This window comes from Pseudobutyrivibrio ruminis DSM 9787, from assembly GCF_900218035.1.
GTDB lineage: Bacteria > Bacillota > Clostridia > Lachnospirales > Lachnospiraceae > Pseudobutyrivibrio > Pseudobutyrivibrio ruminis.
This window is the reverse complement of the sequence record NZ_OBMR01000005.1, coordinates 294,098-320,930: the sequence shown is the minus strand read 5'-3', so window position 1 is coordinate 320,930 and position 26,833 is coordinate 294,098. Positions and strand designations below refer to the sequence as shown.

The following is a 26,833-nucleotide window of genomic DNA, read 5'->3' as shown; positions in this document are numbered from 1 at the left end:
CTGATGAATACTAATAGATCGAAGGTTTATTCTAAAAGGAAGATGTGTAGCGAATTTTCGGACACTAAGTTTTACTGTGTGAAGTTTTGAGGTTGCTAGTCAACCAAATTAATATTCCTCAATAGCTCAGTTGGTAGAGCACTCGGCGAGTTCCCTGTTTCGCCGAAGATTTGAAAATATTACTAATAATCCTCAATAGCTCAGTTGGTAGAGCACTCGGCTGTTAACCGAGTTGTCGTAGGTTCGAGTCCTACTTGGGGAGCTGATGGCTCCGTGGTCAAGCGGTTAAGACATCGCCCTTTCACGGCGGTAACACGGGTTCAATTCCCGTCGGAGTCACTTGCCTTTGGCAAACAATAAGCCGATGTGGCTCAATTGGCAGAGCAGCTGATTTGTAATCAGCAGGTTATCGGTTCGAGTCCGATCATCGGCTTTTTTCTATTGAGTAGAAAGAGGCCAATTTTTTTTATAAGGGTCTTGCTTGTATACACAATATGGACCTTTAGCTCAGTTGGTTAGAGCAACCGGCTCATAACCGGTCGGTCCAGGGTTCGAGTCCCTGAGGGTCCACTTTCTATAAAATATAATATGGCCTCATGGCTCAGTTGGTTAGAGCGCCGCCCTGTCACGGCGGAGGTCGAGGGTTCAAGTCCCTCTGGGGTCGTTTAACTTCTAATATATTACTATTATAATTGTGGGATCTTAGCTCAGCTGGGAGAGCATCTGCCTTACAAGCAGGGGGTCACAGGTTCGAGCCCTGTAGGTCCCATTCACAATCATTAATTTGATTGTAGATGCCGTAGTGGCGGAACTGGCAGACGCGCGGGACTTAAAATCCCGTGGTGGCGACATCGTACCGGTTCGATTCCGGTCTACGGCATTCACTCTTTTGAGTGAAACTGAATATTGTGTGTGTGTAGCTCAGCTGGATAGAGCACTTGGCTACGGACCAAGGTGTCGGGGGTTCGAATCCTCTCACGCACGCTAAATTAAAAGAAAAAGAGATAGGTTTTACCTATCTCTTTTTTCTTTTAACTCACCGGCAGGTCGAATTCGAACAGGTTCGAACTCTCGCCTGCCGGCTCGGTCGGCGCTAAACGACGTCCACTGGACGTCAGCGCCCTCTCACGCACGTTAGTAAAAAGAGATAGGTAATACCTATCTCTTTTATTATAAGCTTATAGCATCTATTCCAGTAGGTTTTATCATATCGAATGGTGCAGGATTATTTTCATCAAATATAAATGCAATCTCGTAGTTATAGTAAGTGTCGCTGTCTTCATGTTCTTTTACAAAATCATAAAACTCAGGATGTTCAGAAATATCTACTGTAAAAAAGTGTGAGAAATTTCTTTCAGAGTTTATTTCATCATCAGCATAGCTATATTCAAACTCTAGATATTGTTGTTCCTCATTGTAATCTACAAAGTCACCGAAAACCCAATGTTCTTTCCCGTCTGGTTCCTGATATGATGTAGTTTCTTTATAAGAAAGTGAATCAATACTGTAGCCGTCTATGCAGCTATAGGGATTTTTTAATAAAATAACAGAGACTTCGTATGTTGAATCGTAATCTTCTTTAATACCTTCGCATACTCCGATATTTGCAATTATGGTAACAGTGTCGTCCTGGTCATCAGCTTCGTAATCAATAATTGTAGCCGTGTTAAAACCACTGGATGCATGAGAAATATCAAGCTTATCAGTAGCGTATTCGTCAAAAGAAATATATTTTCCAGTAGTACTGTATTGAACATATTCGATTTGATCTTTATCCATTAAACAATCATCGCTAATATTGTTTGCAAGATAATCATTGCTGTACCATGAGTTCTGTAAAAATCTATCAACGAAAGTAGATTTCCATTCGGTATCATTAATCAAATCATCAGATATAAATTCACCTTCATACAAAAATGCAGTTTCTATTGTATTTTTTAAATCTTCGGTGAGCTCAAATTCTGAAGGATACTCATATTCTTTTATGCCAAGCTTTTCACAATATGCATCTATGCCTAGTTCGTTCATAAGTGGAATATCATAGGTTATTGTTTCCTCCTCAGATGTGTTTTGGACTTCTGGTTCTGGAACTGGTTCCGTGGTACCCTCCAACTCAGTAGTATTACCGCAGCCAGTCAGAATCATGGATGCCATGATACTAATTGGAATAATTCTACCAATTCCATTTTTTGCAGTTATCATTATGTTGCCTCCTAAGTAGTAATTCTAAAATGTGCCCCTATTTATATATTTTGAGCACTAACAGGATTATATCTTTTTCTATTGATTTGCTCAATATTATGTTATAGAGTCATTTTTATAGAGATATAAAGGAGATATTATGGGTTCCAATAATAACGTACCATTTTGTACATGTACTGATACTAACTAACATTGACAGTATATAAATGATGTGGTAAAACTGTATTATTAATAGTAGTACAGTTCTGCATATGATATGGGGATTATGTAAGTATGAGAATAATAGACTTCTTCTTGTGGTTAATACAGGGGATATTGTTATTGGCTTTGACCATGTTAGGCCTTATGGCAATTGACTATTATGTTAGTCCAGATTGGTTATACAATGACAATATTGTCTTTTTTATTTTAGGTCTAGTTTTTTTTATTCATTTTTTATTTGGAATTAAAAGAAGTAATAAGAGATATAATAAGAAACAAGAGTATGAAGATACATATTATGATGAGTATCAGCCTGTAAAGACTTATCATGCTCACACTAAGAAACCAAATCATTTACGTCGTTCTTTCCTGGCTTGTTCACTGGTAGCTTTATTATTAATCGGGCTAGGTATTCATAACATTTCTAAGCAAAAAAGTTTAGATGGCGTACCCGAAAACGTTATCGAGTTTGGTGAAAAATATCCAGAAGCAGAGGAATACGTTAAGAATTTCAATAAATACGCATATGCTGACCTTGACATGGATGTGTCAGATGAAATGTCTAAGAAAGACATTCCCCTTTTTATTCAGTGGGATAAAAGATGGGGATATAAAAACTATGGAGCTAATTACGTGGGAGTGGCAGGATGTGGTCCTACTTGTCTGGCTATGGTTGTGTGTGGATTAGAGCAAGATGCAGATATAAATCCATATGTTGTTGCAGAATATGCATCGGACAAGGGATACTATACATATGGTCAGGGAACATCCTGGGATATTATGACAGAAGGCGCGCGTCATTACGGACTGAGCGTTTCTAGTGGAAATGTTTCTTCGGAATATATTACAGACAATTTGTCCAGCGAAACGCCTATGATTTGCTCAATGTCACCAGGAGATTTTACAAAAACAGGGCATTTTATTGTATTAACTGGAATAGATTCAAACGGAAAAATCATTGTAAATGATCCAAACAGTCCTAAGAATAGTAACAAACACTGGGATGTAAATACACTAGTATCCCAGATGAAGAGTGTTTGGAAATATAATATATAGTTAAATTGGAGGGGAAGAGATGAAAAAATTACTTGTATGTTGTCTTTGTGGTTTATTATTAGTTGGATGTGGACAGTCCAACACAGATAACACATCAGAATTAGAAAATTCAGAGGAGGCTAATCAGGTACAAGAATCAGTTGAAAGTGAACCAGAAGAGTCAGAAGAAACAACTGAAGCAGAGCCTGAAATAGCAGAATATCCATTGAATCTTGATATAGCTGGATGTGATACTTTTACACAGATTGTGGATACTGTACTTGAGCCAGGAATGGGCTATACAAACGAAACAATCGGTGATACAGACGCTTTGTTAGTATGCACATTTGCTTACGATAATATGGATGGCAATATGGCTGCTATAGATTCAGCAATATATGTTTATAACGATGGGGTACCTGAGTGTATTGGAAATGTATCCTCTATAGGCACTGCTTATCCACTTGCAGTTAAAGATGGCTATTTATATGTTGGAATCCATCATGGCACTGCCAAATATACTATTGAAGATAATGAGTTAATTGAGGTTGAATCTTCTTGGATAGAATATGATGATGAAGGAAATGAAGAATATTATTATCATGAAGTAGCAGGAGAAGAAACAAAATCAGAAAGCTCTGACGTAGTAGACAGCATTCAGAATGAATATGATGAGGCCACCGTACTTAATTTTGACGTAATTCAATAATGGGATAAAGAGAAGCGCTAGCAATGCTAGCGCTTCTTTAATATTGCAGAAGAAAAACTGATGCAATTCAATGGTATGTGATATAATTTCTACAGACTAGTTTTTGGAGGTACAATCATGAAAGCATATTTTGCAGGTGGATGTTTTTGGTGTGTTACACCTATTTATAAAATATATGGAGTGGACCAGGTTACATGTGGTTACTCAGGTGGTGATGAAGTAAATCCTACATATGAGGATGTTAAGGCGCAAAAGACAGGACATAGGGAAACTATTGAATTGACATATGATCCAGCAAATGTGACCTATGACAAATTGCTTGATATTTATCTTGCAAACGTTGATCCATTTGATGGAGAAGGCCAGTTCATTGATAAAGGTTTTTCTTATACATTAGCTATCTATTACAATTCAGATGAAGAAAAAGTTATTGCTGAAAAGAAGATAAAGGAGCTGGAGCAGGAGACAGGTAAGAAGGCTCAAATCTCCTTGGAAAAGTTTAAAAGCTTTTATGAGGCAGAGGAAGAACATCAGGATTATTATTTAAAAAATCCGGAAGCCTTTGAAAAGGAGCTAATAGAAAGCGGTCGAAAGGAGTCATAATTATGCAGGAGAAGCTAAAAAAGATAAAGGTGTTGTTTGGTGATGTAGATAACACACTTCTTTGCCTAAAAATGTACAACGAAGCTGGTAAAAGAATAGTTGGTTTTGAAGATGCTAACGACTGGCTTAAGTATAATATAAACAATAATGCTTACATCAAATGCCAGGCTCCTAGAGGAGTAAAGAATCTTATCGATGATTTACATTTTAATCATGGCGTTAAGATTTATGGCCTTACAGAATGTAGCAACTCTTTTGAATACAACTCAAAATATAACCGTCTGAGGGAGTGTTACCCAGGTGTTTTCGAGCATCATGGAGATTTGATTTCAACAGAAACACGTCATAAAAAAGTTCTCATAATGAAAATGATTGCAGAACGCGACGGCTACAATATGGACGAGATTATGTTTATAGATGATAGCTATACAGAAATTATGGAAGCTTTTGGAGCAGGAATCTTGGCCATGCATACCACAGAAGTTATGGAGCGATTCATGTAATAATGGTATTCCAAAACGGAATACAAGCTATACATAAATGAATATCCAATACCCCTTAAATCTATTGAGATAAACAAAGTATGATTATAAAATTTACTTTGTATGTTTTAAAGAATAAGGGGTATTTTTTTGGTATATATAATTAAAAGGGTATTACAGTTAATACCGATTCTGTTTGCAATTACATTTCTTTCATTTGCAATGATGAGACTTGCAGGAAGTGATGTTGTTGAGCAGAAAATGTTGAACACAGGACAAGTCATTTCAGAGACGCAGCTTGAAATGGCAAGGGAACAGTTAGGTCTAAATTCTCCTTTTTTAGTTCAATATTTTAGATGGCTCGGCAATTTACTTCACGGTGACATGGGCGTTAGTTATGTCTCAGGCAAAGATGTATTTGAGACATTTGTTTCAAAGCTCCCAGCTACAATACTGCTTACAGCCACATCAATTGCACTTACAGTAATTATATCCATTCCTCTTGGAGTTATATCAGCTGTATATCAAAACAAATTCATAGACTACGTTATTAGATTTTTTAGCTTTATAGGAAATAGTCTTCCTAACTTCTTTGTATCACTAGTATTGATGTATTTCCTAGGAATCAAGTTAGGCTGGCTACCTATCATATCTAAAGATATAAATAGCACAAGCATAATTATGCCAACTTTGACTTTGGCTATAGCTATGTCTTCAAAATACTTACGTCAGGTTCGTACAACTGTGTTGGACGAGCTAAGCAAGGATTATATTGTTGGAGCTAAGGCAAGAGGTGTAAAGTTTTCAATTACACTCATGGGAAGTGTGCTTCGTGCAACGCTTGTAACAATTATTACGCTGTTGGCATTATCTATTGGAAGCCTTTTGGGCGGAACAGCTATTGTTGAATCTATTTTTATGTGGGATGGCGTTGGCAAAATGGCAGTAGATGCCATTAATATGCGTGACTATCCAATTATTCAGGCATATGTAATGTGGATGGCGATTATCTATGTATTAGTTAATCTCATTACAGATTTATCATACAGATTCTTGGACCCAAGAATTAGATTGGGGGATAGAGAATCATGAAAAAGAAAATCAAATTAACCATAATGAGTTGCTTAGTAGTTTTGATTATTTTCATGGCTATTTTTGCAACATATATATGTCCATATGACCCTTATGAACAGGATTTGAGTGTTGCATATCAAGCTCCTGGTTTAGAGCATCTTATGGGAACAGATGCCTACGGCAGAGATATGTTTTCAAGAGTAATAATAGGTGGCCAGGTAAGCATATTATCGACACTGGCTCTGGTAGCAATTATTGCAGTATTTGGTACAACCATAGGAATTATATGCGGATACTTTGGTAATAAAGTTGATTTTGTTGTTATGAGAATATCAGATTTATGTCTCGCTTTCCCAGGATTAGTATTTGCTCTAGCAGTAGCAGCAATACTAGGTGGAGGTATCGTAAATGCGGTAATAGCGTTAGCGGTAATAAGCTGGCCAAAATATTCTCGTGTTGCCAGAGGACTTACATTATCCATAAAGGATAGCACATATATTGAGGCTGCAAAATTGGCGGGCGACAATTCATTACAAATAATATGTCGCCATGTGATTCCAAATATCATAGGTCCAATTATAGTAACAGCCACATTAGATATTGGAACTATGATGATGGAGATTGCAGGTTTATCCTTCCTGGGACTTGGGGCACAGCCACCTGTAGCAGAGTGGGGAAGTATGATGTCTAATGGACGAAGCATGCTACAGACCTATCCATGGGTTGTATTGTCACCAGGAATTGCAATTTTTATATCAGTAGTTATTTTCAATCTTTTTGGAGATACATTACGCGATGCAGTAGATCCTAAAAATGTATCACAATCATTCAGTAAATAGGATAATTAGAGATTTCTATAATTAGGAATTTTTAATATATAAATTAAGGAGTATGAATAATGAAAAAGTTAGTAGCAATGATGCTTGCTTTGACTCTTACAGCAGCTACATTTGTAGGCTGTGGAACAAAAGCAGAGAATCAGACAGCTGATTCTAATGTAGAATCAGGAAAGAAGACTTTTGTCTTTGGAGACACAACATTTAATGCGGAAAATGAAGAGGCAAATATTGATCCACATGATACATATTGTGGATGGGCAGCAATCCGCTATGGTGTGGGAGAGACACTATTCAAGTTCAATGACAATATGGAACTTGAGCCATGGATTGCTGAAAGTTATGAAAGCATTGATGAATTAACATGGAAAATTACACTTAAGGACGGAGTAACATTCTCTAACGGAAATCCTTGTGATGCAGAGGCAGTAAAGGCTTGCATCGAGGATTTGGTTGCAGTTCATGAACGTGCAGCAGGAGATTTAGCAATTGATTCAATTGAGGCAGATGGGCTTGAGCTTACAATTAAAACTACAACACCAAAGCCAACATTAATTAATTATCTTTGTGATCCTTATGGTTGTATCATAGATGTTACAGCCGGAAATGCAGATGGAATTGTTGTTGGTACAGGTCCATTCGTTGCAACCGAGTTGGTTACAGATGACCACATAAATCTAGTAAAGAACGAGAATTACTGGGGTGGAAATGTAAATATTGATGAAGTAACTGTTCTTACTATCTCTGATGGAGATACACTTGCAATGGCACTTCAGAATGGTGATATTGACGCTGCTTATGGTATGGCATATGCAAGTTATCCATTATTTGAAAATGATGATTATGTATTTACAAGCACAGCTACAAGCCGAGCTTTCTATCTTCAGATGAACTATAATTCAGATATCATAAAGGATGATGCGGTACGAGAGGCAATTGCTCTTGGTATTGATAAAGAAGGATTCGTAAATACGTTATTAAATGGATATGGTTATGTGGGTTCAGGAGCGTTCCCTGATTCATTCCCATTTGGTAAGGGTGTAAATGCCAAGGAGTATGACCCTGAAAAGGCTAAAGAAGTATTGGAAGCAGCAGGTTGGGTTGATACTGATGGTGATGGAATCAGAGAAAAAGATGGAAAGACATTAACAATTAATTGGGTATCATATCCAAGCCGTCAGGAGCTTCCTCTTTTAGCTGAGAGCGCCCAGGCTAATCTAAAAGATATCGGAATTGATGTACAGTTAAATGTAACAGCTGACCACGGCACAATCGTTTCAGAGCCTACAGGATGGGACGTATATGCAGCAGCATTTGTTACTGCCGGCATTGGTGACCCAATGTATTTCTTTAGTACACACTGTTTATCAGATTCAACAAAGAATCGTGGAGCATATTCTAATGCACAGTTAGAGGAGCTTGCACAGGAGATGAACAACACATTTGATGTTGATGAAAGAAATGATTTGGCTGTTCAGATGCAGCAGATTATTTTGGACGATGATGCATTTGTATTCTGCTCATTCCTTCGCATGAGCATGATTAGCAAGTCAAATGTCACAGGCTTGACAGCTCATTCTAGTGATTATTATGAGCTTACAGCAGAATTAGATATTAATTAATTTGAGGAGAGCTTACGCTATGAATGAAACTTTTTTTGATTACAATTCCGTAAGTATAGAATTTGATGGAAAAGTGGCAGTTAATAGCGTAAGCTTTTCTATTAATAAGGGCGAAGTGCTTGCTTTAGTAGGTGAGTCTGGCAGTGGTAAATCTACAATAATTAAGTCGATAATTGGAATACTAAATTCAGATGGAAAAATAACTGAAGGTGAAGTGGTATTCGAAGGTGAAAATCTCTTTTCTAAAAAGGAAAAAGAGTATCGAAATATACGCGGTAAAAAAATAGGAATGATTTTCCAGGACTCATTAGGTTCCTTTTGCCCAATAAGGACAATCGGAGACCAGATAACAGAAGCGGTGAGAGCTCATGAAAAAATAAGCAAACCAGAAGTGAAAGCAAAAGCATTGGAGCTATTTCATAAGCTGAATTTTAGTGAACCGGAAAAGCTATGGAAAAGCTATCCATTTGAGCTGTCTGGTGGAATGAATCAACGTGTAGGAATAGCTATGGCGATGTTACTTGATCCGCCATTACTTTTGGCGGATGAGCCAACCAGTGCTCTGGATCCCAAAGCTACAGATATGGTTTTAGAGGAACTCAATAATATGCGTGATAATCTTGGTACTTCTATCATCATTGTGACTCATGACATGTCAATTGTGCCAAGAATAGCAGACAAAGTATTAGTATTAAAAGATGGAACAGTAATGGAATATGGCAAGGCAACAGAGGTCTTAAATAATCCTAAGAGCGATTACACAAAGCTTTTATGTGACGCAGTGCCAGTTTCAGGGAGAAAAGGATGGAACCTTTCATTAAAGTAGAAAATATATGTAAGACATTTTCTAGGAATGATAAACAGAATACAGAAGTCTTGAAGGGCATTTCTTTTCAGGTGAACAAAGGTGAATGTCTCGGAATAGTTGGAGAGTCCGGATGTGGAAAAAGCACATTGGCGCGAATTATGCTTGGGCTGATTCCTGCTACAGATGGAAAGATAATCATCAATGGAGAAGAGCAAAAGGGCATTAGACTTGGAAGCCAGATGGTCTTTCAGAACCCAAATGAATCTTTTAATCCTCGTAAAACTATTGGGTATGGTGTAGGTGAAGGTTTAAAAAATAAAGGGGTACCACAGGACGAAATTGACGAACAGATAGATTATCTTTTCGACATGTGTGGTCTACAAAGGGAGTTGAAAAATAAATATCCACACCAAATCAGCGGAGGCCAATGTCAACGAGCGGCTATAGCTAGAGCGTTAGCTATGAAGCCGGATATACTTGTATGTGATGAAGCGACAAGTGCGTTGGATGTGACAGTACAAAAACAAGTAATTGAATTGTTGCAGGAGCTTAGAAGAAAACAAAATCTGACTATTATATTTATCAGTCATAACATGGCGCTTGTAGAAATGTTTTGTGATCGAGCTATTTTGATTGAAAATGGCACAACAAAAAGAACTTTTGGTCCAACATAGCCCAAAACTATGGCTATTAACAGTAAAATAAAGTACAATAAAAACTGTTCGGAGGCAATCCAGTTTCTGAATGGTTTTTTATTTTTTAAGATTATGGAAAAGTTAGTAAACGATAATAAAGCCTATTGGATTCAAAGAGCCAAAGGCTATTCAGAGGTTAATAAAGAAGAGTTATCTGGGATTCAGCATAGCACATGGAAAGAGTTTTTGGTGTCAGAAATCTCCAAGTGTTTCCCTGAAAGGGAGCCAGGCTCAATAAAGATTTTAGATGTGGGAGCTGGACCTGGTTTTATATCTATTATTTTATCCGAGGCAGGCTATCAGGTTACTGCATTCGATTTCGCAGATACCATGCTGGCAGAGGCTAAAGCTAATGCTGGCGAATTATCAAATCAAATAAATTTTGTTCAAGGAGATGCATTGAATCTTCCATTTGAAAAAGATTCTTTTGATGTGGTATTTTCACGAAATCTTACCTGGAATCTTCCAGACCCTGCAAGGGCATATGTTCAGTGGCTTTCTGTTTTAAAGACAGGTGGGCTAATGCTTGTGTTTGATGCAAATTGGTATTCATATCTAGTAGATGAAGAAAAAATGCAAGAATACAAAAAAGATCGAGACAATGTAAAAAATAGTTGTCTGGATGACTACAATATAGGCGATAATTTTGAGCAGATGGAACGCATCGCTCTTTCATTGCCACTTACAGATAAAATTCGTCCTAAGTGGGATTATGAATTTTTAAATAGTATTGAAGCAGGACAGGTGTCCGTGCTTGAGGATGTGGGAAGCAGACTCTATTCTGAAAAAGAAAGGATAAATTATAATTCTACCCCACTATTTATGGTTAGAACAGTAAAAGGGTTATTTTAATGGGTGAGTTACACTATATTGCCTTTGAGGAAGAGGCAGATGATATAAAAGAGAAAGTAGAAAGCTACTGGACCAAAAGAGCCGATGGTTTTTTTGATTTAAGACACGATGAAATAGAAAGCAATAAAGCTGATAGATGGCTTAAGGAAATAGAAAAGTATTTACCAACAGATAGAAGCCTTAAGATTCTTGATGTTGGATGTGGCGCAGGATTTTTTGAAATTATTTTAGGAAAGCTTGGGCACAGTGTTACCGGTGTCGATTTAACTGAAGAGATGGTTGCTAAAGCAAATGAAATGATTCGCATATACGATATGGATTCATCTAAGGTTAAAGCGTTAGTAGGGGATGCAGAAAACCTTGATTTCGCTGATGAGGAATTTGACGTGGTAATCAGTAGAAACCTTACATGGACACTTCCGCATCCAGTTGATGCTTACACACAGTGGCATAGAGTTCTAAAAAAGGGTGGAGTTCTACTTAATTTTGATGCGGAATATGCAAAGGGGGCTCATAACCTTAAAAGCCCAGAAAATCTTGCACACAAGGATATATCGGATAATCTTAAAGAAGAATGTCACGATATCTATCACATGCTTACAATTAGTATGCTCGATAGACCACATTGGGATGAACATGTTTTATCTGATATAGGATTTTCATCAATTGAGGTTGACGATGATTTTGGAAATAGAATATTTGTAGAGCATGACGAGTTTTATATACCAGATAAAATGTTTAGTATCAAAGCTGTTAAAGCATAATGATGGGGGATTATTATGGAAATAAAGCAATTAAAATACTTTGTTGTAGCTGCAGATGTAGGGTCTTTTAGTGAAGCTGCAAAGGTTTTATACACAACTCAATCTAGCGTCAGCAAGGTAATCTCTGCTCTCGAAAAGGAATTAGGTTATAACCTTTTCCAAAGAGAGAGCAAAGGTATTGCTTTGACATATGAGGGAGTGAAGTTTCACAACAAGGCAAGCGTCCTTGTTTCTGATTTTGAAGCACTGGAAACAACTAGTGTGGAGAATAATAATATCGTAAAAATAAGTATTAACCATAGTTCATGGTTGGCAAACTGTTTCTCAGATTTTTATGAACTGAATAAAGATGATGATGTTTGCTATAGCATTCATACAGATACAACTCATAACATCATTAATCGCATGAGAATAATGGAGGATGAGGTTGGATTTGTATATGTATTTCCAGATACAAGACTGCAGTTTGAATATGAAATAAAAAAATATCAGTTGAAATTTGAAAGACTTAAATCCGTAGATGGAATGATATATTTCCAGCCTGACGATGTACAGGAGAATGCTGACTATTCAAGCAAGATTATACATGACTTAAAATATATTCAATCTGAACAGGATGATTATATTAGACAGGAATCTTTCCAGACCGAGGAGGGGGAGCCTGTAAATATAAAAAATGACATTGCTGTAATAACAAATAGTGATTATGTTATGCATGCATTATTGAAAAATAATTCATTAGCAAATCTTAGTGCGGATAGTTTTAATAGTTACGATTTAGGTATTCGACCTGGAATTCGACTAAAAAATACAAGAGGAAGTATCGATTTTGGAATACTTACCAATGAAAATGGTAGGCAAAGCGTGCAAGCAAGGGCATTTGTGGATTATATTAAGAATCAACTACTTTAAATTTTCGAAACTCTTCTTTTTGGTAAAGTGGTAAAGCCCCATTTCACAAGGGTTTGGGGGATAATTTATTAAAAAATAAAATTTGAAAAAATGTGAAGAAATTATGAAAAAAGACTTGCGCAAATGTGTATTAAGTGTTATATTCTATATCGTACTAGCGAAAAGCTAATACCAAATTTTTCATAACTCAGCGACCAAGGGCAACTTTGGTCGCACTCCCCGAACTTCCAGTCGGCGCTGTGGCGCCGGCTTTTTTTATTTTTATGATTATGAATAAATAATCATAAAAGAGAAAAGAAGTGATTTACTGCCTAAAAGACAAAGTGAGTCCTTAATTATAGGTGGTTTTTTATACGCGGTATAGGTATAATAAATCATACGAGTAATTCGTATGTTTTTTAGTTAGGAGTATTAATAATGGGTGAAGTTAAAGTAATTGAAATCGGTGAGAGCGTATTCGCGGAAAACGAAGCGGCAGCTGATGCAATTAGAAATCAAATGAAAGAGCAGGGAACATTCTTTTTGAATGTAATGTCTGGTCCAGGATCAGGAAAGACAACCACACTTTCTGCTCTTATTAATAGAATGAAAGATAAATACAAAATCGGTGAGATGGATGTTGATATCGAAACAAGTATCGACGCTCAGCGTGTAGCTGATGCCACAGGTGTCCAGTCTATCCAGATTCACAATATGGGACTTTGTCACATCGATGCAGATATGACAAGTCGTGCATTAATGGAATACGACACAACAGATTTTGATTTATTAATTTTGGAAAACATAGGTAATCTTGTTTGTCCAGCAGAGTTTGATGTTGGAGCCAACAAAAACCTTATGTTACTTTCAGTTCCAGAGGGAGACGATAAGCCACTTAAGTACCCTCTTATGTTCGAGATTAGTGACGTAGTATTAATTAATAAGATAGATACACTTGAGTACTTTGATTTCAGCAAAGAAAAAGTTACAGAAAGAATCTTGAAGCTCAATCCAAATGCAAAGATTTTCTTTGTAAGTGGAAAGACTGGCGAAGGACTTGATGAAGTTGTCGCTTGGTTAGAGGAAGAAATTGCTGCAGTAAAATAGTTTTAAATGTTCGGCTTTATATAAGGAGAATAATTTGAATTATCAGCAGAAGAATATGACACGAAGTGAGTACGAAGAATTTTTGAAAGTTTCAGCTGGCGAAATGCCAGCTGATTTAGTACTGCGCAATGGAGTATATCTGGACGTATTCACAAATCAGTTCAAAAAAGGCGATATTGCTATTAGCAAAGGTAGCTTTGCGGGAATAGGTAAATACGAAGGTAAAATGACCATCGATATGACAGGCAAGACAATTGTGCCTGGATTTATCGATGGTCATATTCATATAGAAAGTACTACGGTAGTTCCGGAGATTTTTGCAAAAGAGGCAATCCTGCACGGAACCACAGCCATATTGACAGATCCTCATGAGATAGCAAACGTAATGGGGACAGACGGAATAAAATACATGTTGGAAGCTACAGAGAACCTTCCTATGGACATATTCTTTATGATTCCATCCTGCGTTCCATCATGCGAGTTCGACGAAAGCGGTGCTCAGATATTCGCCCAGGATATGAAGCCATTTTTATCTAACAAAAGAGTATATGGTATTGCAGAACTGATGGATGTAAATGGCGTCGTTAATCGCAGATTCGATGTGATTGATAAGACGTATCTGGCAATCATGGAGGATAAGCTGATAGACGGACATGCGCCTTTAGTAACTGGAAGGCAATTGATGGCATATGTTGCAGCAGGAGTGCTTTCCGACCATGAATGCTCAAATATTGATGAAGCGATGGAAAAGCTTGGCACCGGTCTTTGGATAATGATTAGAGAAGGTACAGCAGCCCAAAATCTGGAGGCACTTATTGATTTGTGCAAAGAGCCATATGCATCCAGATGTATGTTTTGCACTGATGACAGACACATCAATGACATAATGGATTATGGTCATATTGATAACATAATTAGAAAAGCAATCAATTTAGGAGTGGATCCTGTAATTGCATATAAAATGGCTTCATGCACTGCGGGAGTGTATTTTGGACTTCGCGACAGGGGTGCTATTTCACCTGGATTTCTTGCAGATTTTGTGGTGTTGAATGATGTGAATAGTGTGGATATCGATAGAGTATACAAAGCAGGTGTGGAAATGACTCCTGATTACTTAAAAACACACTGTAAAAGCAATGTATCTTCTGACCTTATAGACAAGTCTCATAATACATTTAACCTGCCACAGATAACAAAGCAAATGTTGTTAAACAATAAAGCTTTGCCGGTTCTTGGTTTGGTAGAAGGACAGCTCATAACAACAGAAGAGGGGAAATCTGAGGCGATAGATGTATCAAAGGATATTCTAAAGGCAGTTGTAGTAGAACGCCATTGTGGAACGGGCCATATAGGAATGGGATTTATAAAAGGCTATGGCTTGAAAAGAGGAGCTATTGCAACTTCTGTTGCCCATGATGCTCACAATATTATTGCTATTGGAGCATCAGAGGAAAACATATCTGCGGCTATCAATGAGCTAAAGAAAATTGGTGGTGGAATTGTGGTGTACGATGGAGAAAAGGTGCTTAAGACCTATCCACTTCCTGTTGCAGGCTTAATGAGTGAAGTAAGCGCTGATGATGCAAAGACAAAGCTAGATGAGATACATGAGGCAGCTTATCAGCTGGGAGTTAATAAAAATATTGATCCATTTATGACATTGAGTTTTACAGCTTTACCGGTAATACCGGAATTGCGAATTACAACTCATGGTGTGTTAAATGTTAATGATTGGAAATTAGTTTAAATAACAAATCTATTTTAGGGGAATATATGCTACAATAGCACTTATGGATAAGAAAAGAATTTTTATAACAGTAGTAATTGCTCTCTGGATTATGCTGATTTGGGGACACAGCATGCAGCCAGCCACAGTATCGGAGCAAGAAAGTGGACGCGTATTATATTATCTTGGCAAAATATTCCCAGCTTTACTTGCAAGCGAAGGTGGAATGGTTATTGTTAGAAAAGCTGCTCATATTACAGAGTTTCTTATTTTAGGAATTCTACTTACAGTAGCTTTTTCGAACAAAATATATGGAAGGTTTAACAGATTCACAACTCCAGCCCTTACAGGTCTTTTTATTGCATTCATTGACGAAACAATACAGCTTTTTGTTGTAGGTCGTTCAGGGGAAGTAAGAGACCTTTGGTTTGATTTTGGAGGAGTCGTACTAGGCACACTTATTGCACTTGCATTTTCAAGCGGTAAGCGAACCCGTAGAAAATACTAAGGTGCAAGATTAAAAATAAATTCTAAAAGTGGAGGCAGCATATGGGAAAAAAGAAGATAGTTATCGCACTGGGACATGACGCATTAGGCACAACTGTACTTGAGCAGTGGAATGCTACAAAGCGTACAGCAGTTGCAGTAGCAGAGTTTATTAAGCAGGATTATCAGGTTGTCGTTACACACAGCAACGGACCACAGGTTAGTATGATTCACACAGCAATGTCAGAGTTCTACCAGAATCATCCTGATTACACATCTACACCAATGTCAGTTTGTTCAGCAATGAGCCAGGGATATATCGGTTACGATTTGCAGCAGGCTATCCGTTCTGAGCTTGTTAGCTGCGGAATTTACAAGCCAGTTTCAACTATCCTTACACAGGTTACTGTTGATCCATATGATGAAGCTTTCTACAAGCCAACAAAGATTATTGGCAGAGTTATGACTGAGGCCCAGGCTGAGGCAGAAGAAGCAAAAGGCAATCACACAGTTAAGGTTGAAGGTGGATACAGACGAATCGTTGCTGCTCCAAAGCCAATCGAGATCGTTGAAATTGATGCTATCAAAGCTTTAAGTGATGCGGATCAGGTTGTTATTGCAGCAGGTGGTGGTGGAATTCCTGTTCTCACACAGGACAACAGTCTAAAGGGCGCATCTGCAGTTGTTGAAAAGGATACAGCAGCAGGCCTTCTTGCTTCTGAGCTTGAAGCAGATATGCTGGTTATTCTTACTAGTGTTACAAAGGTATGCAAAAACTTTGGCAAGCCAAATGAAGAGCCTCTTGACTATATCTCAATTGCTGAAGCTAAAAAGATGCTTGAGGATGGAGAGTTTGGCGAGACAGATATGGCTCCTAAGATTCAGGCAGCTATTGATTACATTGGTGATTCAGCCATTAGAAAGGTATTGATTACAAAGCTATCAGATGCTGGCAACGCTGTAGGCGGCCAGACTGGTACAATGATTGGAAAATAATAAATGACCATTAGAGATTTAGAGATTGGACAAACAGCGAGAATTGATGAAGTAGGAGGAGAAGGGGCACTTAGACAACATTTCTTGGATATGGGAGTTATACCAGGGGTAGAGGTTACTCTTGTTAGATTGGCACCTATGGGTGATCCTATGGAGCTTCGCGTACACGGCTATGAGCTTACTCTTAGATTAGCAGATGCGGCGCAGATAAAAGCTACCCCAGTGGAAAACAAAGTCCAGGACGATGTTGCGCCTGCCAAGAAAGATAAACACGATATAAACCATCCTGGCTTAGGCGAGGAAGGAAAGTATCATCTCAAGGGTGACGGCACTCCACTTCCAAAGGGAGAGATGCTTACATTTGCTCTTGTGGGCAACCAGAACTGTGGTAAGACTACTCTCTTTAATCAGCTCACTGGAGCCAATCAACACGTTGGAAATTTCCCTGGTGTTACAGTAGACAGAAAAGATGGTGTAATCAGGGGCAAAGAATTTACATGCATTACAGATCTTCCTGGAATATATTCAATGTCACCATATTCTAGTGAAGAGCTCGTCAGCAGAGACTTTGTTTTAAAAGAAAAGCCAAAGGCTATCATCAATATCGTTGATGCTACAAACATCGAGCGTAACCTTTACCTTACAATGCAGCTTTTGGAACTTAATATTCCTATGGTTGTTGCTCTTAATATGATGGATGAGTTAAGAGGCAATGGTGGCTCAGTAGATATCAACCGAATGGAAAAAATGCTGGGAGTTCCAGTTGTTCCTATTTCTGCATCTAAAAACGAAGGTATCGATGAGTTGGTTGCTCATGCACTTCATATAGCTCAGTATCAGGAAAAGCCAGAGATAGACGATTTCTGTGATGAAAACGATAACGGTGGTGCAGTGCATAGATGTATCCACGGTGTTATTCATCTTATGGAGGATCATGCTAAAAGAGCAGATATCCCTGTTCGCTTTGCAGCCAGCAAAGCCATCGAAAACGATGCGCAGATAATAAAGCGTCTTGATTTAGATGAAAATGAAATAGAGACATTAGAGCACATCACAAAGCAGATGGAAAAGGAAAGAGGTCTCGATAGAAGTGCTGCCATGGCAGACATGAGATTTGCTTTCATTGAAAAAGTTTGCAATGAATGTGTAATCAAACCTAGAGAAAGTAAAGAGCACATTCGCAGTCAGAAAATTGACAAATGGCTTACAGGTAAATACACTGCAATCCCAATTTTTATTTGCGTAATGGCACTTGTATTTTTCCTTACTTTCAATGTTATAGGAGCATGGCTTCAGGGCTTGTTAGAAACAGGAATCGAAGCGTTAACAGATATTACAGATGCTACATTGACAGCTGCTAATGTTAATGTAACTGTTCATGAGCTTGTTATTGGTGGTATTTTTGAAGGTGTAGGAGGTGTGCTTAGCTTCTTGCCTATCATCATAACAATGTTTTTCTTTCTATCTATATTGGAAGACAGTGGTTACATTGCTAGAGTAGCCTTCTTTATGGATAAATTACTTCGTAAAATCGGATTATCTGGAAGAAGTATCGTTCCACTTTTGATTGGATTTGGATGTACTGTTCCAGCAGTTATGTCTACCAGAACATTACCAAGTGACAGAGATAGAAAGATGACAATTTTGCTGACACCATTTATGAGCTGTACAGCAAAGCTGCCAATCTACACCTTCTTTGTAGCAGCATTTTTCCCTAACCATGGATGGCTTGTGATTACAGTTTTGTATTTCCTTGGTATATTCTTAGGAGTGCTTGCGGCAGTGTTCTTCAAAAAGGTTAGATTCAAAGGCGAGGCTGTTCCATTTGTTATGGAGCTACCAAATTATAGATTACCTAGTGCCAGAAACGTAATTCAGCTACTTTGGGAAAAGGCAAAGGATTTCTTACAGAGAGCATTCACTGTAATTTTCCTTGCTACTGTAGTTGTTTGGGTTCTTCAAAGCTTTGATACACATCTCAATTTAGTATCAGATCAAAAGGATAGTATTCTTGCACTTATAGCTGGAGGATTAGCTCCTCTCTTTGCACCTGTAGGTTTGGGAGATTGGAGAATCTGTACATCCCTTATTTCAGGATTTATGGCAAAGGAAAGTGTTGTATCTGTATTGGAAGTACTATTTGGAAGTACTGGTGTTGCAGCTTCGATGTCCACGCTGACAGCATTTTGTTTGTTGGTATTTTCACTTCTTTACACACCATGCGTTGCAGCTATTGCATCTATAAAAAGAGAGATGGGAAGCAAGTGGGCAGTATGTGTTGTTATTTGGCAGTGTGCTATCGCCTGGGTTTGCACATTTATAGTACATACAATAGGACTTCTCGTGGGTCTAGTTTAATACTGAATATCTTTAGCAGAGTTTCACATACGTGGAGCTCTGTTTTTTGTTTACACTAATTCTAGTGAGAAATACCTTTCTAAAATTAAATATAGAAAACTTAAGTTAGATGCTTGAAACCGCATCTAAATTGTGCTATGTTATACATGCGTTAGAGAAGGCTAACGCTAATTCATATTAGCTAACATCGGTTGGGTACAATTAATTATAGGCCGGAATAGCTAATTGAGGGATAAATAAAAGTAAGGAAGTAATATATGATGCCATTAGTAGTTGCGCCAACAGGCGAAGAACAGATGATTAAACGAATTGGCGGTTCAGAAGAAGTGAAGCGTCACTTGCAAGAGCTTGGTTTTGTACCAGGGGGATTTGTAACAGTAGTAAACGAGATAGGTGGAAACCTAATCGTTAATGTTAAGGAGTCAAGAGTAGCTGTTGATAAACAACTGGCTCAAAAGATATTTATATAGTAAAAAGGAGAGAAAAATGAAGACATTAAGAGATGTAAGTGTCGGTGAAACAGTTACAGTAGCAAAGCTTACTGGCGAAGGCGCTGTAAAGAGAAGAATCATGGACATGGGTATTACAAAAGGCGTTGAAATCTACGTTCGTAAGATTGCACCATTGGGAGATCCAGTTGAAATTACAGTTAGAGGATATGAGCTTTCTGTACGTAAGGCTGATGCAGAAATGATTCTTTTAAAGGAGGACTAAAAAAGTGGGAATTCGTATTGCGCTTGCAGGTAATCCAAACTGCGGTAAAACAACATTGTTTAATGCACTTACAGGTTCTAACCAGTTCGTTGGTAACTGGCCAGGTGTTACTGTAGAGTACAAAGAGGGTAAATTCAAAGGTGATAAGGAAGTTACAATTGTCGACCTTCCTGGTATCTATTCACTCTCTCCATATACATTAGAGGAGGTTGTATCTCGTAACTATCTTATTGATGAAAAGCCAGATGCTATTATCAATGTTATTGATGGTACAAACCTTGAAAGAAACCTTTATCTTACAACTCAGATTGTTGAGCTTGGTATCCCAGTAGTTATCGGTATCAACATGATGGATGTTGTAGAAAAGAATGGTGACAAAATCAACGCTGCAAAGCTTTCGGAGGAAATCGGTGTTCCAGTTTATGAGCTTTCTGCTTTAAAGAACAGAGGTCTTAAGGAAATCGTTGATGCAGCAGTTAAGGCTGGAAAGGAAGCTAAGCCACAGTCACCAAAGCACAGATTTGACGGTTCAGTAGAGCATGCACTTGCTCACATTGAAGAGCTTTGCTTACATAATATTTCTGATGAAAATGTTCAGAGATGGTATTCAATCAAGTTATTCGAGCGTGATGAAAAGATTCAGGAAAAGCTTGGTCTTTCATCTGACGTTATTGCTCACATTGAAAACGACATTGCTTCATGCGAAAAAGAAATGGATGATGATTCAGAGTCAATCATCACTGGCGAAAGATATAACTACATCGGCACAATCATTAATGGCTGTGTAAAGAAGGCTTCAAAGGGAATGACAACATCTGATAAGATTGATCAGATTGTTACAAACAGATTCCTTGCACTTCCAATCTTTGCAGTAGTTATGTTCCTTGTATACTTTGTATCAGTTACAACAGTTGGTACATGGGCTACTGATTGGGCAAATGATGGTGTATTCGGTGATGGATGGCATTTATTTGCTATCGGTTCTGCTGATTACGCAGATGCAGCTGATGAGTTCACAGCAAATCAGCTTATCGTTGATGGCTATGATTTATATGTAGAAGAAAATGGCACAGAGCCAACAGGTGATTTCGAATATCCTGTAGAGGATGAAGAGACAGCTGCTGTTGAGTATGAGACAGCTACACTTGCTGATTATGAAGCAGCTGCAGCTTATGTAGAAGCTAACGAGGAGCCAGACCCAGCTAACTACGGCGTATGGATTCCTGGTATTCCTGTTTACATTGAGGCAGCTCTTGATGCAATTAACTGCAACGATGTAGTTAAGGGACTTATCCTTGATGGTATCGTAGCGGGTGTAGGTGCAGTTCTTGGATTCGTTCCACAGATGCTTGTACTTTTCATCTTCCTTGCATTCCTTGAGTCTTGCGGATACATGGCTCGTGTTGCTTTCATCATGGACCGTATCTTCAGAAAGTTTGGTCTTTCAGGTAAGTCATTCATTCCAATGCTTATCGGTACAGGTTGTGGTGTTCCTGGTATCATGGCATCACGTACTATCGAAAATGATAGAGACCGTAAGATGACAATCATGACAACAACATTTATTCCATGTGGAGCTAAGCTTCCATTCATCGCAATGGTTGCAGGCGCTATCTTTGGTGGAGCAGCTTGGGTTGCACCAGCAGCATACTTCCTTGGAATTTTTGCAATCATTGTATCTGGTATCATGCTTAAGAAGACAAAGCTCTTCGCAGGAGATCCAGCACCATTCGTAATGGAGCTTCCAGCATACCACTGGCCAACAGTTTCAAACGTGCTTCGTAGCATGTGGGAGCGTGGATGGTCATTCATCAAGAAAGCTGGTACAATTATCTTACTTTCAACAATCGTAGTTTGGTTCTGCACATTCTTCGGTGTTGTTGATGGTGCATTTACAATGCTTGAAGAGGATCAGATTGATCATTCAATTCTTGCTACACTTGGTAGATGCCTTGCATGGATTTTCATTCCACTTGGATTTGGTGATTGGGAAGCTACAGTTGCTTCAATCACTGGTCTTGTTGCAAAGGAAAACATCGTTGGTACACTTGCTATTATCTACGGTGCTTCTGGTGATGTTTACGAGACAATGCGTGCAGCATTTACAGATGCTTCAGGTTTTGCATTCCTTGCATTCAACCTTCTTTGCGCTCCTTGCTTCGCTGCTATGGGTGCGATCAAGCGTGAGATGAACAACACAAAGTGGTTCTGGACAGCAATCGGATATCAGTGTGGTTTCGCATGGGTAATCGGACTTATCGTATATCAGGTAGGTAAGGTATTCACAGGCGAAGGATTCACATTCGGTACAATCTTTGGTATCGCAGCTATTTGCTGCCTTGTATACGGATTGTTCCGTAAGGATAAGTACAACAAATAAGAGGTAATAATTATGGGTACATTCATAGTAGTAGTTATATTAATTGCAATAGTAGCAGCGATAGTTCGTTCATTGGTCAAAGCTCGCAAGCGTGGTGAACATCCAGCATGTGGTGGAGACTGTGGTAGCTGCGGCGGAAGCTGTGGATGTCACTAACGTATATACGAATCCCTTGGTCGGTAACGACCGGGGGATTTTTTAATTGATTAAAAAAATTAAGACATGTTGCGCGCAATGTGGCTTTTTGGTATTATTTGAAGTATGAGCGAGGAAATCAAATTTTCCGTAATAATGCCTACATACGGAGTGGGCGACTATATTGGTGATGCACTTGGCTGTCTTCAAATGCAGACCTATGACAACTTCGAAGTTATCATAGTGGATGATTGTTCTCCTGATTCTTCGGGAGACATTGCAAGGGGATATATGGAGCGTGATGACCGCTTCTATTATGTTAAGCATGAGACAAATCAAGGAGTATCTGCTGCTAGAAATACAGGCATAGAGCATGCCACTGGGGACTACATTTTATTCCTGGACCCAGACGATTTATATGAAAGAAATCTTCTTAGAGTATGTGCAGCAGCATTAGAAAGAAACCCTGTGGATTTGCTTGTATATAGCTTTACTGAGGATTATAGAAATGCAGCCGGCAAAATCGAATTCATGAAGGGGATCACCCTTGATATGATGGATTACGATGATGATATGGTTACCACAAGTGATGCTGCCACAATTCATAAAATGGCGATGCAGATGGAAGCCATAACAATGCTTGGTTATCCATGGAACAAATGCTACAAGACAAGCATCATTAAGGAGAATAATCTTCAATATCAAAAGATTAAGCATGTAGAGGATATTCTTTTTAACTGTGACTTTTTAGATTACACAACATCGCTTACTGTGTTAAACGATGTTTTATATCACTATAGAAATCAGGGACAGGTTCGTCTTACAGGTGGAGAAATCGAGGATTACTTTAAGCTCCAAAAGATTCGTATCGAGAGAATTTACGACCAGCAACAGAAATGGAAGACCTGCGATTTCGAAGCGCTGGGTACTCTTTCAAAGGAATACTTCAGAAGCTTCCAATCAGCAATGGTTCGTCAGTTGGAATCAGGCGTAAAAGCAGACGATATTTTAAAATGGTGTAATGCAGAAGCAGAGACAGAACTGTATCAGAATCTTCGCAGATATATGCCGGAGGATTCAAAGGCATTGAAGCTTTTGTATAAGCCTCTTACAGAGGGGATGTTTGGAACAGCTCTTAGAAGAGCCAGACTTATGAAGTATACTAAGAGCCATTTCCCTGGAGTGTTTAATAGGGCTAAGCAGCTTAGATAGGCTGATTTGCTTTTAACAATTGGCTAAGGTATAATATAGCTAAGTTTCGAAGAGGAGGTTAAGGATGACAGATCAAGGGTTTTTAATTTTCTTTTTTGTATTAATACTTTTAGTAGTTATAGTGGCAGTTATAGCAGTAGTTTCTGCAGTGTCAGGAGCAGCAGCTGCAATCGCCGATGAAGAGGACGAGGAAGAAGCTTAGGCCACATTTAATCAGGTTATGCTAGGGCACCTTTATGGTGCCCTATACTTTTAATTAGGAGATAGATTTGGATATAAAAATTATTATTGCTATGCACAAACCATTTCAGGTTCCAAGTGGAGAGGACTATGTTCCGCTACAGGTTGGTGCGGCAGGCAAAGATAGTATAGGTAATATTTTAAGGGACGATGAGGGAGATAATATCTCTGCTAAGAATCCTTATTATTGTGAATTGACTGGGCTTTATTATGCATGGAAGAATTTGGATGCAGAGGCCATAGGCTTGGTTCATTACAGAAGATACTTTTCACTGAAGTCCAAGAAATATAGAAAGCACCATGGCTGTTTTGATTCGGTGTTATCCCATGATGAGGCAAAGGCTCTTCTTACAAGAGCAGATGTGATAGTGCCTAAGAAGCGTCGTTACTATATTGAAAGCTTATACAGCCACTATGCTCATACCCTGGATGGCGCTCATTTGGATATAGCAAAGGAAATCGTAGGCCAGTATTATCCAGAATACATGAGCTCGTTGGTAAAGGTTTATGCAAGGTCATGGGGATATATGTTCAATATGGCTATTATGCCAAAGAAGGAATTGGATGAGTATTGTACTTGGTTATTTGATATTCTTGGCCGTATGGAAGAAAAGATAGATACTACATCTTTGGATGCTTTTTCGGCACGACTTTATGGAAGAGTTAGTGAAATTCTTTTTAATGTTTGGATTGATAAAAAGCAGGAGGAAGGTTTATCCATTGTGGAATGCCCTGTAATCGATATGGAACCAATCAATTGGCCTAAGAAGATTCTGGGATTTTTGCAGGCTAAATTTTTCGGCAAGAAATATAAAGCAAGCATGTAAATTAGAGGCGAGAATAATGAAAATATCAGTGATTACCCCTTTCTATGAAGGGGAAAAATATATGGAAAAATATGTGGCTTGCATGGAAGCAAATCGTAAGTCATTGGAGGCTGCAGGTCACAGTCTGGAGGTTGTACTTGTAAATGACAGCCCATGGAAAAAGCTAGAGGCAGTGTCAATAAACAACCAATATTTTTCTGTTATAACTAATCCGGAAAATAAGGGAATACACTATAGTAGGGTATCAGGCTTAAAGTCATCGACTGGGGATTATATTATGTTCCTTGATCAAGATGATTTGCTTGAAGCAGATGCTCTTGTAAAAATGGTAGATGCAATTTCTTTAAAATCGTGTGATATGATTATCGCAAATGCGAAGCTGGAGCAGGCAGATGGCTCATATTTATCATGGTATAGAACTGATGCTCATTGGAATAGAGTTTGGGATTTGCAAACATATCTCAAGGTAGGAATTCAAATCATCTCACCTGGACAGTGTTTGATAAAGAAAAGTGCGATTCCAGAATTTTGGAATGAGCATTTGGTCAGAGTAAATGGAGCTGATGATTATTATTTATGGCTTCTTATGCTTGCCGCAGGAAAGCGAGCAGCTTACTTAAAAGAATCTTTATACATTCATAAATACACTGGAGCAAACATTTCAGCTGATACGTCAGCTACTGATGCTTCGGTATACGATTTTATAGAATTACTTTACGATTGTGATTATTTTAAAGAGGAAGACATAATCACTCTTCACGAAATGATTACATATAAAGCTCAGTTTAGAAAGAGTAGCCTGGTTGGCAAAATCGGATGCTCGTTAGCAAATCTTGGTATATTTATTTTTAATCTTAAGTTTAAGCGAGAGACTAAGACCAAGTATGGTTTTAACAGATAATCTAGGAGATATGGAATGAAGGATGTAGCAATTCTGCTTGCCACATATAATGGGGCAAAGTATTTGCGAGCTCAGCTGGACAGTCTTTTCGGACAGACAAATCAGGACTTTCGAATAGTTGCACATGACGATGGCTCTTCAGACGAGACTATCAATATTTTAAATGAATACATGGATAAGTATCCAGATAGAATGGAAATCATTTATGGTCATCCGACAGGAAGTCCTAAGGCAAATTTCATGTATTTATTGTCTGAAGTAGAAGCGGACTACTATTTCTTTTGCGATCAGGATGATGTTTGGTATCCCGATAAGGTTAAGAAGAGCATAGAGAAGCTACTTGAAACAGAGATAGACTCAGGAGAAATGGAGAGGAAGCCGGCTATCGTATTTACGGACATGACAGTCGTGGATGAGAATCTTAATGTAATTGATAATTCGTTTATACGATACTTAGGCAGAAGCCCAAAGAACACAGCCTACACTCAGGTAATTATCGATAATCCGGCGGCAGGGACAACTATGTGCTTTAATAGAGCTTTGAGGAACATAGCAGTGTCATGCGATAGTGTTCAGTGGGAAAACGTTCCAATGCACGATGCGTGGCTGCTTGAAATAGCATCCATATTTGGAGCGGTATATGCAATCGATGAGCCTTTGGTTTATTACCGTCAGACGGGACACAACACTATGGGTGCAGTTACAGAATCAACATCTGAAAAGGTGGCTCGTAATGCAGGTGACATAGCAAATGGATTTCTTTGCAAGAAAAAGGCTTTTATAAATGAAGCACGAGTTTTTGCCAGGGAGATTCTTAGGCTAAAGGATATACCTGAGGACAAATTAAAGGTGCTGAATGGGTTTGTTCATATAGGTTCAAAGCCAAAGCTTTATAGAATCAGTTATTATCGCAGACATAATTTTACCCGAGCTAAGCATAATCTTTGGATGAGACTTTGGGTATAGAATAGAGGAAA

The 26,833-nt window shown here is 38.4% G+C and carries 27 protein-coding genes and 8 tRNA genes; 34 read left to right on the top strand and 1 reads right to left on the bottom strand.

The window, feature by feature from the left end; translation table 11 throughout:
* The first annotated feature begins 189 nt into the window (after positions 1-189).
* The 8 genes from CRN97_RS06480 (at position 190) to CRN97_RS06445 (ending at position 984) form a co-directional block, all read left to right on the top strand.
* Positions 190-262: transfer RNA gene (locus CRN97_RS06480), tRNA-Asn, on the top strand.
* A gap of 5 nt (positions 263-267) precedes the next feature.
* Positions 268-339 (top strand) — tRNA-Glu (locus CRN97_RS06475).
* 21 nt (positions 340-360) lie between these two features.
* Positions 361-433 (top strand) — tRNA-Thr (locus tag CRN97_RS06470).
* A gap of 63 nt (positions 434-496) precedes the next feature.
* Positions 497-570, top strand: a tRNA-Ile gene (locus CRN97_RS06465).
* 20 nt (positions 571-590) lie between these two features.
* Positions 591-664, top strand: a tRNA-Asp gene (locus tag CRN97_RS06460).
* A 32-nt stretch (positions 665-696) separates the two neighbouring features.
* A tRNA-Val gene (locus tag CRN97_RS06455) sits at positions 697-769 on the top strand.
* 27 nt (positions 770-796) lie between these two features.
* Positions 797-880 (top strand) — tRNA-Leu (locus tag CRN97_RS06450).
* A 30-nt stretch (positions 881-910) separates the two neighbouring features.
* A tRNA-Arg gene (locus CRN97_RS06445) sits at positions 911-984 on the top strand.
* A gap of 186 nt (positions 985-1,170) precedes the next feature.
* Here the strand turns inward: CRN97_RS06445 and CRN97_RS06440 are convergent.
* The gene (locus CRN97_RS06440; protein WP_179670694.1) at positions 1,171-2,154 is read right to left on the bottom strand and encodes a hypothetical protein; all 984 of its coding nucleotides are present in this window, start codon (positions 2,152-2,154) and stop codon (positions 1,171-1,173) included.
* 321 nt (positions 2,155-2,475) lie between these two features.
* On the opposite strand from CRN97_RS06440, the gene CRN97_RS06435 reads away from it, so the two are divergent.
* The 26 genes from CRN97_RS06435 to CRN97_RS06315 all read left to right on the top strand — a co-directional run bounded on the left by CRN97_RS06435 (position 2,476) and on the right by CRN97_RS06315 (position 26,822).
* The gene (locus CRN97_RS06435) at positions 2,476-3,459 is read left to right on the top strand and encodes a C39 family peptidase (RefSeq protein ID WP_097076265.1); all 984 of its coding nucleotides are present in this window, start codon (positions 2,476-2,478) and stop codon (positions 3,457-3,459) included.
* Between the two features lie 19 nt (positions 3,460-3,478).
* Entirely contained in the window at positions 3,479-4,147 is a 669-nt protein-coding gene (locus CRN97_RS06430; RefSeq protein ID WP_097076264.1) for a hypothetical protein, read from the top strand.
* A 117-nt stretch (positions 4,148-4,264) separates the two neighbouring features.
* Complete coding sequence (gene msrA, locus CRN97_RS06425) at positions 4,265-4,750, top strand: peptide-methionine (S)-S-oxide reductase MsrA (RefSeq protein ID WP_097076263.1); 486 nt, start codon at positions 4,265-4,267, stop codon at positions 4,748-4,750.
* 2 nt (positions 4,751-4,752) lie between these two features.
* Positions 4,753-5,253 carry a hypothetical protein gene (locus CRN97_RS06420; RefSeq protein WP_044936895.1) on the top strand — a complete coding sequence of 167 codons (501 nt, stop codon included), beginning with the start codon at positions 4,753-4,755 and terminating at the stop codon, positions 5,251-5,253.
* Positions 5,254-5,382: 129 nt separating this feature from the next.
* Positions 5,383-6,324 (top strand): nickel ABC transporter permease, encoded by a 942-nt coding sequence (gene nikB / locus CRN97_RS06415; RefSeq protein ID WP_242962016.1) that lies wholly within the window; start codon positions 5,383-5,385, stop codon positions 6,322-6,324.
* Positions 6,321-7,145 carry a nickel transporter permease gene (nikC, locus tag CRN97_RS06410; RefSeq protein WP_097076262.1) on the top strand — a complete coding sequence of 275 codons (825 nt, stop codon included), beginning with the start codon at positions 6,321-6,323 and terminating at the stop codon, positions 7,143-7,145. The genes nikB and nikC overlap by 4 nt, the downstream gene beginning before the upstream one ends.
* Before the next feature lie 59 nt (positions 7,146-7,204).
* On the top strand, positions 7,205-8,764 hold the full coding sequence (locus tag CRN97_RS06405) for an ABC transporter substrate-binding protein (protein ID WP_097076261.1): 1,560 nt from the start codon (positions 7,205-7,207) through the stop codon (positions 8,762-8,764).
* A 19-nt stretch (positions 8,765-8,783) separates the two neighbouring features.
* Positions 8,784-9,590, top strand: a complete 807-nt coding sequence (locus CRN97_RS06400; protein WP_097076260.1) for an ABC transporter ATP-binding protein — start codon at positions 8,784-8,786, stop codon at positions 9,588-9,590.
* Positions 9,569-10,246, top strand: a complete 678-nt coding sequence (locus CRN97_RS06395; RefSeq protein WP_097076259.1) for an ABC transporter ATP-binding protein — start codon at positions 9,569-9,571, stop codon at positions 10,244-10,246. Before CRN97_RS06400 ends, CRN97_RS06395 begins: the two co-directional genes overlap by 22 nt.
* A gap of 93 nt (positions 10,247-10,339) precedes the next feature.
* Entirely contained in the window at positions 10,340-11,119 is a 780-nt protein-coding gene (locus CRN97_RS06390; RefSeq protein ID WP_179670693.1) for a class I SAM-dependent methyltransferase, read from the top strand.
* Complete coding sequence (locus CRN97_RS06385) at positions 11,119-11,883, top strand: class I SAM-dependent methyltransferase (RefSeq protein WP_097076257.1); 765 nt, start codon at positions 11,119-11,121, stop codon at positions 11,881-11,883. Before CRN97_RS06390 ends, CRN97_RS06385 begins: the two co-directional genes overlap by 1 nt.
* Before the next feature lie 15 nt (positions 11,884-11,898).
* Positions 11,899-12,795, top strand: coding sequence for a LysR family transcriptional regulator (locus tag CRN97_RS06380; protein ID WP_097076256.1), 897 nt, complete (start codon positions 11,899-11,901; stop codon positions 12,793-12,795).
* A gap of 417 nt (positions 12,796-13,212) precedes the next feature.
* Positions 13,213-13,881, top strand: a complete 669-nt coding sequence (gene hypB, locus CRN97_RS06375) for a hydrogenase nickel incorporation protein HypB (RefSeq protein WP_074788587.1) — start codon at positions 13,213-13,215, stop codon at positions 13,879-13,881.
* A gap of 34 nt (positions 13,882-13,915) precedes the next feature.
* Positions 13,916-15,628: an adenine deaminase gene (gene ade / locus CRN97_RS06370; protein WP_097076255.1), complete on the top strand. Its 1,713-nt coding sequence runs from the start codon at positions 13,916-13,918 to the stop codon at positions 15,626-15,628.
* 43 nt (positions 15,629-15,671) lie between these two features.
* Entirely contained in the window at positions 15,672-16,115 is a 444-nt protein-coding gene (locus CRN97_RS06365) for a VanZ family protein (RefSeq protein WP_097076254.1), read from the top strand.
* 41 nt (positions 16,116-16,156) lie between these two features.
* The gene (gene arcC, locus CRN97_RS06360; RefSeq protein ID WP_074788589.1) at positions 16,157-17,089 is read left to right on the top strand and encodes a carbamate kinase; all 933 of its coding nucleotides are present in this window, start codon (positions 16,157-16,159) and stop codon (positions 17,087-17,089) included.
* Positions 17,090-17,092: 3 nt separating this feature from the next.
* Positions 17,093-19,447, top strand: coding sequence for a ferrous iron transport protein B (feoB, locus tag CRN97_RS06355; protein ID WP_097076253.1), 2,355 nt, complete (start codon positions 17,093-17,095; stop codon positions 19,445-19,447).
* A 260-nt stretch (positions 19,448-19,707) separates the two neighbouring features.
* Positions 19,708-19,917, top strand: a complete 210-nt coding sequence (locus CRN97_RS06350; RefSeq protein WP_334291136.1) for a FeoA family protein — start codon at positions 19,708-19,710, stop codon at positions 19,915-19,917.
* A gap of 16 nt (positions 19,918-19,933) precedes the next feature.
* Positions 19,934-20,161, top strand: coding sequence for a FeoA family protein (locus tag CRN97_RS06345; RefSeq protein WP_033153260.1), 228 nt, complete (start codon positions 19,934-19,936; stop codon positions 20,159-20,161).
* A gap of 4 nt (positions 20,162-20,165) precedes the next feature.
* Positions 20,166-22,541, top strand: a complete 2,376-nt coding sequence (gene feoB, locus CRN97_RS06340; protein ID WP_097076252.1) for a ferrous iron transporter B — start codon at positions 20,166-20,168, stop codon at positions 22,539-22,541.
* 12 nt (positions 22,542-22,553) lie between these two features.
* Positions 22,554-22,697, top strand: coding sequence for a FeoB-associated Cys-rich membrane protein (locus tag CRN97_RS06335; protein ID WP_044936922.1), 144 nt, complete (start codon positions 22,554-22,556; stop codon positions 22,695-22,697).
* A 105-nt stretch (positions 22,698-22,802) separates the two neighbouring features.
* Entirely contained in the window at positions 22,803-23,888 is a 1,086-nt protein-coding gene (locus tag CRN97_RS06330) for a glycosyltransferase family 2 protein (protein ID WP_097076251.1), read from the top strand.
* 64 nt (positions 23,889-23,952) lie between these two features.
* Positions 23,953-24,090: a hypothetical protein gene (locus tag CRN97_RS14130; protein WP_167541211.1), complete on the top strand. Its 138-nt coding sequence runs from the start codon at positions 23,953-23,955 to the stop codon at positions 24,088-24,090.
* A gap of 67 nt (positions 24,091-24,157) precedes the next feature.
* Entirely contained in the window at positions 24,158-24,955 is a 798-nt protein-coding gene (locus tag CRN97_RS06325) for a DUF4422 domain-containing protein (protein ID WP_242962014.1), read from the top strand.
* Between the two features lie 16 nt (positions 24,956-24,971).
* Positions 24,972-25,856 carry a glycosyltransferase family 2 protein gene (locus tag CRN97_RS06320; protein WP_097076250.1) on the top strand — a complete coding sequence of 295 codons (885 nt, stop codon included), beginning with the start codon at positions 24,972-24,974 and terminating at the stop codon, positions 25,854-25,856.
* 15 nt (positions 25,857-25,871) lie between these two features.
* Positions 25,872-26,822 carry a glycosyltransferase family 2 protein gene (locus tag CRN97_RS06315; RefSeq protein WP_097076249.1) on the top strand — a complete coding sequence of 317 codons (951 nt, stop codon included), beginning with the start codon at positions 25,872-25,874 and terminating at the stop codon, positions 26,820-26,822.
* The last annotated feature ends 11 nt before the right edge of the window (positions 26,823-26,833 follow it).

What these genes read in the sequence shown, in the direction of transcription:
- CRN97_RS06440 (WP_179670694.1), bottom strand. Translation starts at nt 2,154, where the DNA reads ATGGCATCCATGATTCTGACTGGCTGCGGTAATACTACTGAGTTGGAG.
- CRN97_RS06435 (WP_097076265.1), top strand. Translation starts at nt 2,476, where the DNA reads ATGAGAATAATAGACTTCTTCTTGTGGTTAATACAGGGGATATTGTTA.
- CRN97_RS06430 (WP_097076264.1), top strand. Translation starts at nt 3,479, where the DNA reads ATGAAAAAATTACTTGTATGTTGTCTTTGTGGTTTATTATTAGTTGGA.
- msrA (WP_097076263.1), top strand. Translation starts at nt 4,265, where the DNA reads ATGAAAGCATATTTTGCAGGTGGATGTTTTTGGTGTGTTACACCTATT.
- CRN97_RS06420 (WP_044936895.1), top strand. Translation starts at nt 4,753, where the DNA reads ATGCAGGAGAAGCTAAAAAAGATAAAGGTGTTGTTTGGTGATGTAGAT.
- nikC (WP_097076262.1), top strand. Translation starts at nt 6,321, where the DNA reads ATGAAAAAGAAAATCAAATTAACCATAATGAGTTGCTTAGTAGTTTTG.
- CRN97_RS06405 (WP_097076261.1), top strand. Translation starts at nt 7,205, where the DNA reads ATGAAAAAGTTAGTAGCAATGATGCTTGCTTTGACTCTTACAGCAGCT.
- CRN97_RS06400 (WP_097076260.1), top strand. Translation starts at nt 8,784, where the DNA reads ATGAATGAAACTTTTTTTGATTACAATTCCGTAAGTATAGAATTTGAT.
- CRN97_RS06395 (WP_097076259.1), top strand. Translation starts at nt 9,569, where the DNA reads ATGGAACCTTTCATTAAAGTAGAAAATATATGTAAGACATTTTCTAGG.
- CRN97_RS06390 (WP_179670693.1), top strand. Translation starts at nt 10,340, where the DNA reads ATGGAAAAGTTAGTAAACGATAATAAAGCCTATTGGATTCAAAGAGCC.
- CRN97_RS06385 (WP_097076257.1), top strand. Translation starts at nt 11,119, where the DNA reads ATGGGTGAGTTACACTATATTGCCTTTGAGGAAGAGGCAGATGATATA.
- CRN97_RS06380 (WP_097076256.1), top strand. Translation starts at nt 11,899, where the DNA reads ATGGAAATAAAGCAATTAAAATACTTTGTTGTAGCTGCAGATGTAGGG.
- hypB (WP_074788587.1), top strand. Translation starts at nt 13,213, where the DNA reads ATGGGTGAAGTTAAAGTAATTGAAATCGGTGAGAGCGTATTCGCGGAA.
- CRN97_RS06365 (WP_097076254.1), top strand. Translation starts at nt 15,672, where the DNA reads ATGGATAAGAAAAGAATTTTTATAACAGTAGTAATTGCTCTCTGGATT.
- arcC (WP_074788589.1), top strand. Translation starts at nt 16,157, where the DNA reads ATGGGAAAAAAGAAGATAGTTATCGCACTGGGACATGACGCATTAGGC.
- feoB (WP_097076253.1), top strand. Translation starts at nt 17,093, where the DNA reads ATGACCATTAGAGATTTAGAGATTGGACAAACAGCGAGAATTGATGAA.
- CRN97_RS06350 (WP_334291136.1), top strand. Translation starts at nt 19,708, where the DNA reads ATGCCATTAGTAGTTGCGCCAACAGGCGAAGAACAGATGATTAAACGA.
- CRN97_RS06345 (WP_033153260.1), top strand. Translation starts at nt 19,934, where the DNA reads ATGAAGACATTAAGAGATGTAAGTGTCGGTGAAACAGTTACAGTAGCA.
- CRN97_RS06335 (WP_044936922.1), top strand. Translation starts at nt 22,554, where the DNA reads ATGGGTACATTCATAGTAGTAGTTATATTAATTGCAATAGTAGCAGCG.
- CRN97_RS06330 (WP_097076251.1), top strand. Translation starts at nt 22,803, where the DNA reads ATGAGCGAGGAAATCAAATTTTCCGTAATAATGCCTACATACGGAGTG.
- CRN97_RS14130 (WP_167541211.1), top strand. Translation starts at nt 23,953, where the DNA reads ATGACAGATCAAGGGTTTTTAATTTTCTTTTTTGTATTAATACTTTTA.
- CRN97_RS06320 (WP_097076250.1), top strand. Translation starts at nt 24,972, where the DNA reads ATGAAAATATCAGTGATTACCCCTTTCTATGAAGGGGAAAAATATATG.
- CRN97_RS06315 (WP_097076249.1), top strand. Translation starts at nt 25,872, where the DNA reads ATGAAGGATGTAGCAATTCTGCTTGCCACATATAATGGGGCAAAGTAT.